Annotated in this window: 10 protein-coding genes; 3 read left to right on the top strand and 7 right to left on the bottom strand. The window is 70.6% G+C overall.

Annotated elements, in window-relative coordinates:
• Positions 1-383: 383 nt before the first annotated feature.
• Complete coding sequence (locus tag BM287_RS13530; protein WP_090040568.1) at positions 384-2,069, top strand: alkaline phosphatase family protein; 1,686 nt, start codon at positions 384-386, stop codon at positions 2,067-2,069.
• Positions 2,070-2,287: 218 nt separating this feature from the next.
• On the opposite strand, the gene BM287_RS13525 is transcribed toward BM287_RS13530, so the two are convergent.
• The 4 genes from BM287_RS13525 to dnaK all read right to left on the bottom strand — a co-directional run bounded on the left by BM287_RS13525 (position 2,288) and on the right by dnaK (position 6,377).
• Entirely contained in the window at positions 2,288-2,701 is a 414-nt protein-coding gene (locus BM287_RS13525) for a heat shock protein transcriptional repressor HspR (protein WP_090040570.1), read from the bottom strand.
• 2 nt (positions 2,702-2,703) lie between these two features.
• Positions 2,704-3,705 carry a DnaJ C-terminal domain-containing protein gene (locus BM287_RS13520; protein ID WP_090040572.1) on the bottom strand — a complete coding sequence of 334 codons (1,002 nt, stop codon included), beginning with the start codon at positions 3,703-3,705 and terminating at the stop codon, positions 2,704-2,706.
• Positions 3,706-3,834: 129 nt separating this feature from the next.
• Complete coding sequence (locus BM287_RS13515; protein ID WP_090040574.1) at positions 3,835-4,500, bottom strand: nucleotide exchange factor GrpE; 666 nt, start codon at positions 4,498-4,500, stop codon at positions 3,835-3,837.
• Between the two features lie 2 nt (positions 4,501-4,502).
• On the bottom strand, positions 4,503-6,377 hold the full coding sequence (gene dnaK / locus BM287_RS13510; RefSeq protein ID WP_090040576.1) for a molecular chaperone DnaK: 1,875 nt from the start codon (positions 6,375-6,377) through the stop codon (positions 4,503-4,505).
• 283 nt (positions 6,378-6,660) lie between these two features.
• Here dnaK and BM287_RS13505 point away from each other — a divergent pair, with 283 nt between their 5' ends.
• Positions 6,661-7,395, top strand: coding sequence for a GTP pyrophosphokinase (locus tag BM287_RS13505; RefSeq protein ID WP_090040578.1), 735 nt, complete (start codon positions 6,661-6,663; stop codon positions 7,393-7,395).
• 429 nt (positions 7,396-7,824) lie between these two features.
• Here the strand turns inward: BM287_RS13505 and BM287_RS13500 are convergent, their stop codons facing one another.
• Positions 7,825-8,904 (bottom strand): hypothetical protein, encoded by a 1,080-nt coding sequence (locus BM287_RS13500; RefSeq protein WP_090040580.1) that lies wholly within the window; start codon positions 8,902-8,904, stop codon positions 7,825-7,827.
• Positions 8,905-9,049: 145 nt separating this feature from the next.
• On the opposite strand from BM287_RS13500, the gene BM287_RS13495 reads away from it, so the two are divergent.
• Positions 9,050-10,489, top strand: a complete 1,440-nt coding sequence (locus BM287_RS13495) for an MFS transporter (protein WP_090040582.1) — start codon at positions 9,050-9,052, stop codon at positions 10,487-10,489.
• Between the two features lie 499 nt (positions 10,490-10,988).
• Here the strand turns inward: BM287_RS13495 and BM287_RS13490 are convergent, their stop codons facing one another.
• Both BM287_RS13490 and BM287_RS13485 read right to left on the bottom strand, forming a co-directional pair.
• Complete coding sequence (locus BM287_RS13490; RefSeq protein WP_090040584.1) at positions 10,989-11,588, bottom strand: TMEM175 family protein; 600 nt, start codon at positions 11,586-11,588, stop codon at positions 10,989-10,991.
• Positions 11,589-11,665: 77 nt separating this feature from the next.
• Complete coding sequence (locus BM287_RS13485; protein WP_244528283.1) at positions 11,666-12,661, bottom strand: MarR family winged helix-turn-helix transcriptional regulator; 996 nt, start codon at positions 12,659-12,661, stop codon at positions 11,666-11,668.
• Between the last annotated feature and the right edge of the window lie 45 nt (positions 12,662-12,706).

Raw genomic sequence — 12,706 nt, 5'->3', positions numbered from 1 at the left:
GTGTCGCCCTGCAACTACGAGCACTTCGGCGCCTGGGGCGGCTCCGGGGCGCGAGACGGCACCGGGGGCGCGAGACGGCACCGAGGCGAGCGTGAGACGGCACCGAGGCGAGCGCGAGACGGCACCGAGGCGAGCGCGAGACGGCCGCGGCCCCCACGGCCCCCGCGTCCGCCGCGGCCGCCGCGGCCGCCGCCTGAGCGGACCCACAGGCTCGCCTCCGCCAGCCTGGGAGCGCGCTTCGAGGCGTCCCCCGTGCGGTGAATGCAGCGTGAACCTTCGACGAGCACTCGCTCGCGCGCATGGCGCCGGCAGTGGCGCGCCGACAGGATCGAGCACGGTTCGAACCACCCCCGGCCGGGGGTGGGCCGCTCGAAAGGATGCTGATGCTCTCCACCAGACGGACGGCCGGTTCCCGCGCCATCGCCCTCTGCGCCGCCCTCGCCGGAGGCGCTCTGCTCGCCGGCGCCGCAGCCGCGCCCGGGCTCGCCGACGAGGGACAGGGCCACGGCGGCAGTGGCCGCGCGGACGCCAAGCACGTCCTCCTGATCTCCGTCGACGGCCTGCACCAGAAGGACCTGGACTGGTACGTCACGACGCATCCCGCATCCGCCCTCGCCGCGCTGGCACACCGCGGGACCGATTTCACGAACGCCGTCACGCCCGTCCCGTCCGACTCGTTCCCGGGCATGGTGGCCCAGGTCACCGGCGGAAACCCCGGCACGACCGGCGTGTACTACGACGACACCTACAACCGGGCGCTGCTGCCCGCGGGCACCACCGACTGCACGAATGCGAAGCCGGGAGCCGAGGTCGCCTTCACCGAGGCGGCGGACACCGACCAGAACAGCATCGACGCCGGGCAAGGACTCAGCGGCCTGCCCGGCAGCATCCTGTCGATGACCGGCTCGCCCGCATCCCTCCTCGATCCGGCGGCCCTGCCGGTCGATCCGGCGACGTGCAAGCCCGTCTACCCGCACCAGTACCTGAAGGTGAACACGGTGTTCGAGGTCGCGAAGCAGGCCGGGCTGCGGACCGCCTGGAGCGACAAGCACCCGGCTTACGAGATCCTGAACGGTCCGTCGGGCGCCGGTGTGGACGACCTGTTCACGCCGGAGATCAACAGCATCGCCCCAGCGCCGTTCAGCGGCGACTGGACCACGGACAACGCCGCGACGCAGCAGTACGACGGCTACAAGGTCGCGGCGGTGCTCAACGAGATCGACGGCAAGGACCACTCCGGCACCACCGCGGAGCCCGTCCCCGCCATCTTCGGCCTGAACTTCCAGTCGGTCTCCACCGCGCAGAAGCTGCCGACCTCGGACGGCCTGACCGGCGGGTACCTCGCCGGCGGCACCACGCCCGGCCCGCTGATGAGCAAGGCGCTGGACTTCGTGGATGCGTCACTCGCGAAGTTCACGGCCGAACTGAAGAAGACCGGCCACGACCGCGACACGACCGTCATCGTCTCGGCCAAGCACGGCCAGTCGCCGACCGACCCGGCCGCGCTCAAGCGCGTGGACGACGGCCCGATCATCGACGGCCTCGACGCCGCCTGGACCGCCGCCCACCCGGGTGCGGGAGCGCTCGTCGCCTTCGCCACCGACGACGACATCATGCAGCTGTGGCTGAGCGACCACTCGCAGGCGGCGGCCGACTTCGCCAAGCAGTACCTGGCGACGCACAGCGCAGCGGGCGACACGATCACGAAGGCGCCCATCTCGGTGGCCTCCTCCGGACTGACGACGATCTACGCGGGTTCGGGTGTGGCGAAGTACTTCGGCACCTCGGTCTCGGACGCGCGCATCCCGAGCGTCCTGGGCATCGCCCAGACCGGCGTCGTGTACACCGGCGGCACCTCCAAGATCGCCGAGCACGGCGGAGCCGCGGCGGACGACCGCACGGTCCCGATCCTCGTGTCGACTCCGGACGCCCGCCACGGCAAGCGGATCGGCGCTCCGGTCGAGACGACGCAGATCGCGCCGACCATCCTCGCCGAGCTCGGCCTCGACCCGCACGCCCTCCAGGCCGTCCGCATCGAGGGCACCAAGCCCCTCCCCTCGGAGCGCTAGCCCGTCCCGTCCCCGTCCCCGCCCCGCGTCCCGTCCCCGCGTCCCGTCCCCCGCGTCCCCCGCTGGGACCTCTGCCGAAGTGCTCGTAGTTGCAGCCGACACGCCGTGTCGCGCCGCAACTGCGAGCACTTCGGCGCCCTGGCGGGACGCGACAGGCGGGACGCGACAGGCGGGATGCGACTGGCGGGATGCGGCTGGCGGGATGCGGCGGGCCGGGGTCAGCGCTCCAGGGGACGCCAGACGACGAGCTGGTTGCTGCGGCGGACGCGCGTTCCGGCGCGCATCGACACGACCTCGCCCTCGGAGCCGGCCGCGAACACGCGGCGGCCCGGGCGGTTGAGCAGCTCGTCGGCGAGCGCAGCCTCCAGCTCGCGGACCCGGCCGCGGAGCTCGGTCACCTGGTCTTCGAGCTCCAGGATGCGGCGGATGCCCTCCAGGCTCACGCCCTCGGAGCCGAGGCGCGCGATCTCCTGCAGCTTCGCGATGTCGCGCACCGAGTAGCGGCGCGACTTGCCGGCCGTCCGGCTGGGGCTGACGAGTCCCAGCCGGTCGTACTGCCGGAGCGTCTGCGGGTGCATGCCCGCGAGCTCCGCCGCGATCGAGATCACGAAGACCTGGCTGTTCTCGTCCATGGTCAGGTCCGGGCCTTGGCCAGGAGGTCGTCGCGGGGATTCTCCTCGGGCAGCTTGGCGGCGAACGCCTCCAGGGCCTCCTTCGCCTCGCCCGACAGGTGCGACGGGACGGCCACCTGGACGACCGCGAGCAGGTCGCCGGTGCCCTTGCTGGTCTCCACTCCCCGGCCCTTCACCCGCAGCACGCGGCCGCTCGGGGTCCCGGGCGCCACGCGCAGCCGGACGGGATCGCCGCCGAGCGTCGGAACCTCGATGGTCGCGCCGAGCGCGGCCTCCGTGAACGTCACGGGCACGTTGACCCGCAGGTTCAGGCCGTCGCGCTCGAAGACGGGATGCTTTCGGACGGACACGGTCAGCACGATGTCGCCCGCCTCGCCCCCGTCCGGGCTCGGCTGCCCCTTGCCGCGCAGCTTGATCTTCTGGCCGTCGGCGACGCCGGCCGGGATCTTCACCTTGATCGGCTTGCCGTCCGACGCCTGCAGCGTGATCGTCTCGCCCTTGGTGGCGGTGACGAAGTCGATGGTCGTGTGCGCCGTCACGTCGCGGCCGCGCGTCGGTCCGCCGTAGCCGCGGTAGCCGCCGGTCGTGGAACCGAAGCGGCCGTTGCCGAACAGCCCGCCGAACACGTCGTCGAAGTCGCCGCCCTGCGGGTATCCTCCCGCATTCGTGAAGTACTGCCGCTGCCCGCCGCCCTGGCCGAACATCCCGCCGAAGACGTCGTCGAAGCCGCCCTGCGCACCCGAACCGGGCGCGGTGAACCGGGCACCGGAGCCCATTGCGCGGATCTGGTCGTACTCCTTGCGCTCCTCGGGATCGCTGAGGACCGAGTAGGCCTCGCTGATCTCCTTGAACTTCGCCTCCGCGGCGGTGTCGCCAGGGTTGGAGTCGGGGTGGTACTTGCGCGCCAGCTTGCGGTAGGTCTTCTTGAGGTCTGCGTCGCTGACGTCCTTGGAGACGCCAAGGACCTTGTAGAAGTCCTTGTCGAACCAGTCCTGGCTAGCCACGGGCGCCTCCCTTCCGTTCTCTGTGAATAATGTCGTGGACCGTGCATGAAGTCTGCACGAACCCGGCGTGCACCGCGAGCGGAGCGGCGGGACCGTGGTCCCGCCGCTCCGCGGCGCGCTCACTCCGGGTCAGGCCGGCACCGAGACGACGACCTTCGCCACCCGGACGATGGTCGAGCCCAGGCGGTAGCCCGTCTCGACCACCTCGGCGACGGTGTCGGCCGTCACGTCGGGGGTCGGCTGCTGGAAGATCGCCTCGTGGATCTGCGGGTCGAAGGGCTCGCCCTTCTCGCCGTACGGCGTGAGCCCGAGCCGCTCGACCGCTGTGCGGAGCTTCGCCGCGATCGTGGTGAAGGCGGACCCCTCGCCCAGATCGCCGTGCTTCTCGGCCCGCTCGAGGTCGTCGAGCACCGGGATGAGCCCCTTCACGGCGTCGCCGACCGCGCGCTCGCGTTCGAGCTCGCGGTTCGCCTCCGTGCGCTTGCGGTAGTTCGCGTACTCCGCGGTCACCCGCTGGAGGTCGGCGAGGCGCTCGGCGGCGAGCTGCTCGGCGGTCGTCTGCCCGGAGAGGATGTCGAGGTCGTCATCGCTGAGGATGGTCTCCTCGTCTTCGCTCTCGGCCGGTCCGACGTCCACGAGCTCCTCGTGTGCGAGGTCGTGCTCGCCGGCCTCCTCGGGCTTCTGCTCACCCTCCGGCTGCCGGACCTTCCCGGTCTCGGGGTCGATCCTCCGCTTGTCGCGGACGACCGGCTCCTCGCGTTCCGGCTCCTGGGAGCCTCCGTTCTGGTCCGACATCGTTACTTCTTCTCCTCGTCTTCGACGACCTCGGCGTCGATGACGTCCTCGTCGTCGGAGGACGACGCGCCGGACGGCTGGCCCTCGCCGGCGTCACCGGCCGGAGCCTCCGATCCCTGCGAGGCCTGCGCCGACGAGTAGATCGCCTCGCCGAGCTTCTGCTGGCTGGAGCTGAGCTTCTCGAACGCGGTCTTCACCGCCTCGTCGTCGTCGCCGGCGAGAGCGGTCTTCAGGCCGTCCACGTCGCCCTGGACCTCGTTCTTGACGTCCTCAGGGAGCTTGTCCTCGTTGTCCTTGATCAGCTTCTCGATCGAGTAGACGAGCTGCTCCGCCTGATTGCGGGTCTCGGCGGACTCGCGGCGCTTCTTGTCCTCGGCCGCGTGCTCCTCGGCCTCGCGCACCATCCGCTCGATGTCCTCCTTCGGCAGGCTCGAGCCGCCGGTGATGGTCATCGACTGCTCCTTGCCGGTGCCCTTGTCCTTCGCGGACACGTGCACGATGCCGTTGGCGTCGATGTCGAAGGTGACCTCGATCTGCGGGATACCACGGGGCGCCGGGGCGATGCCGGTCAGCTCGAACGTCCCGAGCGGCTTGTTGTCGCGGGTGAACTCGCGCTCGCCCTGGAAGACCTGGATCGCGACGGACGGCTGGTTGTCGTCGGCCGTGGTGAAGGTCTCGCTGCGCTTGGTCGGGATGGCCGTGTTGCGCTCGATGAGCTTGGTCATGATCCCGCCCTTGGTCTCGATGCCGAGGGACAGCGGGGTGACGTCGATGAGGAGGACGTCCTTGCGCTCGCCCTTCAGGACACCGGCCTGCAGGGCGGCGCCGACGGCGACGACCTCGTCCGGGTTGACGCCCTTGTTGGGCTCCTTGCCACCGGTCTCCTGCTTCACGAGCTCGGAGACGGCGGGCATGCGGGTCGAGCCGCCGACGAGCACCACGTGGGCGATGTCGGAGACCTTGATGCCGGCCTCGCGGATGACGTCCTGGAAGGGCTTCTTGGTGCGGTCCAGCAGGTCACTGGTCATCTGCTCGAACTGGGCGCGGCTGAGCGTCTCGTCGAGGTTGGCCGGGCCGTTCTCGGTCAGCGAGAGGTAGGGCAGCTGGATGCTGGTCGACATGCTCGACGACAGCTCCTTCTTGGCCTGCTCAGCGGCCTCCTTCAGGCGCTGCAGAGCGATCTTGTCCTTGGAGACGTCGACCCCCGTGCTGTCCTTGAACCGCTTGATCAGCCAGTCCACGACGCGCTGGTCCCAGTCGTCGCCGCCGAGACGGTTGTCGCCGGCCGTGGCGCGGACCTGGATGGTGGAGAAGTCGTCGTCCTTACCCACCTCGAGCAGGGAGACGTCGAAGGTGCCGCCACCGAGGTCGAAGACGAGGATGAGCTCGTCCTCCTTGCCCTTGTCGAGTCCGTAGGCGAGCGCCGCGGCGGTGGGCTCGTTGATGATGCGGAGCACGTTGAGGCCCGCGATCTCACCGGCCTCCTTGGTGGCCTGGCGCTCGGCGTCGTTGAAGTACGCGGGAACCGTGATGACCGCGTCGGTGACCGTGTCGCCGAGGTACTGCTCCGCGTCGCGCTTCAGCTTCTGCAGGATGCGGGCCGAGATCTCCTGGGCGGTGTACTTCTTGCCGTCGATCTCCTGGGTCCAGGTGGTGCCCATGTGGCGCTTCACCGACGAGATCGTGCGGTCGACGTTGGTCACCGCCTGGCGCTTGGCGGTCTCGCCGACGAGGACCTCGCCGTCTTTGGTGAAGGCGACCACCGACGGGGTGGTGCGGAAGCCCTCCGCGTTCGCGATGACCGTGGGCTCGCCGCCCTCGAGCACCGAGACGACGGAGTTCGTGGTTCCGAGGTCGATACCTACTGCACGTGACATGTGTGCTTCTCTCCTTTGTTGCTGGCTGGATGCCGTGAAAGTCTGCGGTCAAGACTTGAGCCTCGACGACTCAAGACTGTCATCCACGCGGGATGGTGTCAAGACGCCGGACCTCAAACTTGAGTACACGTGACTCAACTTTGGAGGGTGGGGTGGTATTCCCTGTGCCGTCCGGGCATCCGGTGTTCCGTCCGGGCATCCGGTGTGCCGTCCCTGCATCCGGTGTGCCGTCCGGGTCGCGATTCACACCGACCGCACAAGCACCGTCGCTAGCGTCGGATCCATGGAAACGGACCCCGTCGCCGCGCCGCTCCTCTCGACCCGCGCCATCGAGGCGCTTCAGAGCATCGACCCCGCCACGCTGAGCGAGGTGCAGGCGTTCCGGGACGATTTCGCGCGGTTCATCATGCCGTACAAGTTCGGCATCGACGAGATCTCGACCAAGGTGAGCATCCTGCGCGAGGAGTTCGCCGAACTGCACGACTACAACCCGATCGAGCACATCGCCAGCCGTCTCAAGTCGCCCGAGAGCATCGAGCAGAAGGTGATCCGGAAGAACTGCGAGCCGAGCTTCGACGCCATCCGCGAGGCGATCACCGACATCGCCGGCATCCGCATCGTCTGCAGCTTCGTATCGGACGTCTACCGCGTGTTCGACCTGCTCACCGCCCAGGAGGATGTGCGGGTGCTGCGCCTGAAGGACTACATCGCGCACCCCAAGCCCAACGGCTACAAGAGCCTCCACGTCATCGTCGAGGTGCCGGTGTTCCTCAGCGACGGTCCGGTGCTGGTGCCGGTCGAGATCCAGCTGCGGACGGTCGCCATGGACTTCTGGGCCAGCCTCGAGCACAAGATTTACTACAAGTACGACGGCGAGGTCCCGGCGGGTCTGCTGCGCGACCTGACGGCGGCCGCGGTGACGGCGAACCAGCTCGACGTCACCATGGAGAACCTGCACCGCCAGGTGCGCGGCGACGATCACAGCGGGACGGTGTACAGCCTGCCTGCCGCTCGCTGAGCTGCGCGCGGGGTCGGGGGTGCGGGGTCGGGCACGGTGACCGCGACCAGCTCGGCGTCGGGCGGGGTGCGGGGTACCCGCGCCTCCGTCCCTCCGCCCCCTCCTTCCCTGCGACCCCTCCGCACCTCCGCCCCTCCGTCCCTCCGTCCCTCCGCCGAGGTGCTCGTTGTTGCAGGGCCGTCCGGCGTGTCGCCTGCAACGACGAGCACTTCGGCGAAGAAGTGGGGGTGTCCGCCCGCTCCGTCCGTCCCTCCGTCCCTCCGTCCCTCCGCCCCCTCCTTCCCTGCGACCCCTCCGCACCTCCGCCGAGGTGCTCGTTGTTGCAGGGCCGTCCGGCGTGTCGCCTGCAACGACGAGCACTTCGACGAAGAAGTGGGGGGCGACGGGAAGTGGGTCCCTCCGCTGAGGATGTGACGGCGACGGAGCGGGTCAGTAGCCGGCGACGCCGGTGAAGTCGGGAGAGCCGTCCGGGCGCGCCGGGAGCGGTGTGCCGTTGATGTAGCGAGGCCATTCGAGGCGGAGTCCGCCCTGAGCGTCGAGACGCGGATACGGGGAGACGGATGGCGCCGCAGGATCGGCTCCGCCGGCCGCCGGGGCGGACGATGAATATACGGACGGGCCGGGCGAGCGAGAGGGCTCGAACGGAGCCGGGCTGGGGAAGGTCCCCGCCGGATCCGCCGCGAAGGCCCCAGGCTGCGGCGCGAAGGGCGCGGGCTGCGGCGCGAAGGCCGCAGACTGCCGCTCGAAGGGCGCGGGCTGCGGCGAGAGGGGCGCAGGAGGCGAGAGGGGCGCAGGCGGCGCGAAGGGCGCAGGCGGCGCGAAGGGCGCAGGCGGCGCGAAGGCCGCAGGCGGCGCGAAGGGCGCGGGATGCTGGCGCTTGGGCCCGAAGAGCGAGTACGTGAGCGGGATGAGGACCGTGCCCAGCGCATCCAGAATCGCCACCACCGCCAGCAGGCGCCAGTACGTCTCGCCGAAGTCGACGCGGGTCCAGATGAGCGGCAGCGACAGGCCCGCGGTGAGGAGTCCGACGAGCGCGAGGGTGGCGACGGTCACCTTGCTCATGAGGGGGCCGGTGAACCGGCGCTGGGTGTTCAGCACCAGGTGGATGTGCAGCAGCCCCGCGCGGGTGACGAGCACGAGCAGGAACCAGGCGAACGGCTCCCACCAGGGGGCGTACCAGGCGGGACCGCCGCGGTCGTCGATCTGCCAGGTGGGCGACCACACTTTCCACAGGCCGACGCCGAACAGGTACACGGAGGTGACCACGCTCACCGCGCCGAACCAGGCGGCGCGGCGAGCGGAGATATCGGCGTCGTACCAGGAGATCAGGGCGACGAAGACGAAGAGGGCGACCGTGCCGATGAGCCGCCAGCACGTCTCGTCGAAGCGGCCGAGGACCACCGCGTAGACGCCGATCAGGGCGGCGGCGATCAGCGCTCCGATGACCAGGCGGGCCACCACGTGGCGGACCCATCCGTACGGGTTCGGGGCGATGCTGGCTGTTGTCACGGAACCTCCGTCGTCGGTGTGCCGCCAGCCTAGGGCAGCGGACCGGCGCCGCAATCGTTGCGGACACCGTCCTCAAGTCCGAGCCTGCACGGTCCCGGCGGCGTTGTCGTGGGGACATCGACGTACTGCGCTCTAGGGTGAGGGCATGACGACCGAGGTTCCGGGACTGGGCGCGGGCGATGACGCCCTGGTGAGCCCGGCCAGCCCGCTCTTCGCGGACAGCGCGACCGACCGCCGCATCCCCCGCCGGTGGGTGGTGTCCTGGGCGCTGTGGGACTGGGGCGGCGCCGCGTTCAACGCCGTCATCACCACTTTCGTCTTCACGGTGTACCTGACCAGCAGCCTGTTCGTGGATCCCGCGATCGTCGCGGCGCGCAACGCGGAGACCGCCTCCACCGGACACGCCCATGTCGCCTACGCCGCGGCCGTCGCGGTGCTGTCGAGCGGGCTGGCGTGGGGCGTGGGGATCGCGGGCGCCGTGGTCGCGCTGCTCGCGCCCGTGCTCGGCCAACGGACGGACGGCACCGGCCGGCGGAAGCTCTGGCTGGGAATCAACACCGGGATGGTCGTCGTCGTCACCGCCCTGATGTTCTTCGTGGTGGGTGAGCCGTCGTACTTCCTGTTCGGCGTGGCACTCGTCGCCATCGGGACCGTCTTCTACGAGATCGCGACGGTCAACTACAACGCGATGCTGGTGCAGGTATCGACGCCGAAGACGGTCGGCCGGGTGAGCGGCTTCGGCTGGGGCGCCGGCTACCTCGGCGGCATCGTGCTGCTGCTCATCGTGTACTTCGGGATGGTGACGGGCGAGGGCGGGCTGCTGCACGTCCCCCAGGCGGGCGGCTTCAACATCCGCATCATCGCTCTCATCGCGGCGGCGTGGACGCTGATCTTCTCGCTCCCGGTCCTGTTCACCGTGCCCGAGATCCCGCCGAACGCGCGGACGCCGCGGGTGGGATTCTTCGCCTCGTACGCGGTGCTGGTGCGCGACGTCGGGCGGCTGTGGAAGGAGAGCCGTAACACCGTGCTGTTCCTGATCGCGTCGGCGCTGTTCCGGGATGGGCTGGTCGGCGTTTTCACGTTCGGCGGCATCCTCGCGCAGGGCACCTTCGGGTTCACCAGCGGCCAAGTGATCGTCTTCGCGATCGCAGCGAACGTCGTGGCCGGCGTCAGCACGCTCCTGTCCGGGCGCCTGGACGACCGGTTCGGGCCGAAGACCGTCATCGTCACGTCGCTGGCCGGGCTCATCGTCGCCGGGCTGGCCGTGTTCTTCACCCATGATCTCGGGGCGGCGGCGTTCTGGGTCGGAGGACTCGTCCTCTGCCTGTTCGTCGGACCCGCGCAGTCCGCCAGCCGGACCTTCCTCGCGCGGGTCACGCCGGCCGGGCGGGAGGGTGAGGTGTTCGGCCTGTACGCGACGACCGGCCGGGCCGTCTCGTTCCTCGCTCCGACGCTGTTCGCGGTGTTCGTCGCGGTGGGAGGCGCGCAGTTCTGGGGCATCCTGGCGATCGTGCTGGTGCTGGCGGTCGGGCTCGCGCTGCTGCTGCCGGTCCGGGCCCCGCGCCGGTCGGTCTCCGCGCCCTGACCCGTCGCGGGCGCGGCGGGCGCGGCGGGCGCGGCGGGCGCGGCGGGCGCGGCGGGCGCGGCGGTCGGGCCGCGAGTGCGGTGGTTCGTAACGAATGCGGCTGCTCGACGCGCGGCATACGTTACAAGAAGGCGCAGGCGCCGACTGACCGGTCGCGCCGCGAGTGCGGTGGTTCGTAACGAATGCGGCTGCTCGACGCGCGGCATACCTTACGAGGAGGCGCAGTCACCAACCGACGGGTCGGGCTGCGAGCGCGGCATCCCGTGAGGGCGCAAGCGCCGACCGACCGGTCGCGGTGCGAGTGCAGTGGTTCGTAACGAATGCGGCTGCTCGACGCGCGGCATACGTTACGAGGGGGCGCAGTCGCCGACGGGAGGGTCGGCGGGGGAGGCGGACGGGAGAGGCGGACGGGAGAGGCGGACGGGAGAGGCGGACGGGAGAGGCGGACGGGACGCGGACGGGACGCGGACCGGAGGCTACCGGAGGCGGACGGGCCGGGTCAGTTGTCGGAGACGCCGGTCTGGTTGAAGAGGTAGTAGATGCTGAGGGCGGCGAAGGCGGCCAGCATCGCGGGGGCGTAGAACAGGCCGATGACCGTCATGAGCGGGTAGAGGAGCACGCCGGCGCTGAACCGGAGCATCCGGGCACGTCGGGCACGCTGATCCATCGCGCCCGAGGCCACCAGCATGGAGGTGATGCGTCCGTAGAGCAGCGTGAAGGCGACCGCCATCCCGGTCATGACCCCGCCGTAGACCGCCGCTGCCACCCGGATGTCGGCGGCGTCGCCTTCCGCGATCGCGCCGGACAGCGTCGAGGAGGCGAACGGCAGCGTCGTGACGAACAGCAGCAACAGCAGGTTCGCGAAGAGCAGCCATCTGTCGACGGAGTCGGCCAGCCGCACGATCGCGTGGTGGTTCACCCAGATGACGCCGATGACGACGAAGCTCACCAGGAACGCCACGAAGGACGGCCATGCTGCGAGCAGCTGGCCCAGGAGGTGTCCCCCGGAGGTCGGCTGGACGTGCAGGTCCAGCACGAGCAGCGTGATGGCGACCGCGAGAACCCCATCGCTGAACGCTTCCATCCGTGCTCTCGACATCGTGTCCCCTCCACGTCGGCCCACCGGAAGGTACCACCGCCGGCGACCGGATGCACCAACGGGCGCGGGATTCGGCGTCAGGAGCCCGCGCCGGCCGAGGGTCCCGACTCGGGACCGGGTTCCGCTTCGGGACCGGGTCCGGACTCGGGACCGGGTCCGGACTCGGGACCGGGTCCGGCTCCGGACTCGGGACCGGCTCCGACTCCGGACTCGGGACCAGGTCCGGACTCGGGAGCGGGTCCGGACTCGGCCGAGGGTCCCGACTCGGCCGAGGGTCCCGACTCGGGACCGGGTTCCGCTTCGGGACCGGGTCCGGACTCGGGACCAGGGCCCGGCCGCGGCCACGCGCGGACGAAGCGGTCGAAGAGTTCGGCGAAGGTGCGCGCTTCCTCGGGGGAGAAGCCGGCGAGCGCCGCCTCGACCGCCGAGCGCCGGTGCGTCCGCAGCTCCTGAAGCTGCGCCCGGCCGGCCTTCGTCAGCTGGATGAGCGCCCTGCGGGCGTCGGACGGGTCGGGCACGCGCCGGACCACGCCACGCTCCACGCCCTCCTGAACCAGCCGGCTGGCGCGCGGCTGGTCGACGCCGATGGCCTCCGCGACGCCGCTCACGGACAGGCTGCGTCCGTCGGACTCCGCCCCCTCCAGCGCCTCCAGCATGCGGACGCGCGCGATGCGGCCGAGGGATCCGTCGCGGCCTCGGCGCCCCGGTCCCGGACGTGCGGAGTCGCCGAAGGGCGGGGTGCCGAACGGAACGCCTCCGAACGGCCCGCCGCCGAACGGTCCGCCTCCGAACGGAACGCCGCCGAACGGTCCGCCGCCCGTGTGCGGGCCCGCTTCTGAATGGCCGGCGGGGAACGGCCCCCCCGTTGGCGATGCGCCGCCGAAAGGACCGCCGCCCCACGGTCCGTGGTGACCGTGCGGGTGGGCGCCGTCGTGGCCGCGGGGTGAGCCGTCGGCCCAGGGCGGCCGTCGGCGGGACTGGTCCCGGCGGACGGCGAGCAGCGCATGCTCGATCATGGCGACGATGTCCGCTTCTGGCGGAATCGGCGGATCTGCTTGACCTCCGGTGTTCATGCATGTAACTATACATTTACTTGTAAGAGTACATGTAATGAGAGG

It is taken from the genome of Leifsonia sp. CL147, from assembly GCF_900114565.1.
Lineage (GTDB): Bacteria > Actinomycetota > Actinomycetes > Actinomycetales > Microbacteriaceae > Leifsonia.
Note: the sequence above shows the minus strand (reverse complement) of the source record. Positions and strands in the feature narration are given on the sequence as shown.

Bases quoted from the DNA above. Each gene is read 5' to 3' on its own strand.
- BM287_RS13515 (WP_090040574.1), bottom strand. From the start codon at position 4,500: ATGTCGGACCAGAACGGAGGCTCCCAGGAGCCGGAACGCGAGGAGCCG.
- BM287_RS13530 (WP_090040568.1), top strand. From the start codon at position 384: ATGCTCTCCACCAGACGGACGGCCGGTTCCCGCGCCATCGCCCTCTGC.
- BM287_RS13525 (WP_090040570.1), bottom strand. From the start codon at position 2,701: ATGGACGAGAACAGCCAGGTCTTCGTGATCTCGATCGCGGCGGAGCTC.
- BM287_RS13495 (WP_090040582.1), top strand. From the start codon at position 9,050: ATGACGACCGAGGTTCCGGGACTGGGCGCGGGCGATGACGCCCTGGTG.
- BM287_RS13490 (WP_090040584.1), bottom strand. From the start codon at position 11,588: ATGTCGAGAGCACGGATGGAAGCGTTCAGCGATGGGGTTCTCGCGGTC.
- dnaK (WP_090040576.1), bottom strand. From the start codon at position 6,377: ATGTCACGTGCAGTAGGTATCGACCTCGGAACCACGAACTCCGTCGTC.
- BM287_RS13505 (WP_090040578.1), top strand. From the start codon at position 6,661: ATGGAAACGGACCCCGTCGCCGCGCCGCTCCTCTCGACCCGCGCCATC.
- BM287_RS13485 (WP_244528283.1), bottom strand. From the start codon at position 12,661: ATGAACACCGGAGGTCAAGCAGATCCGCCGATTCCGCCAGAAGCGGAC.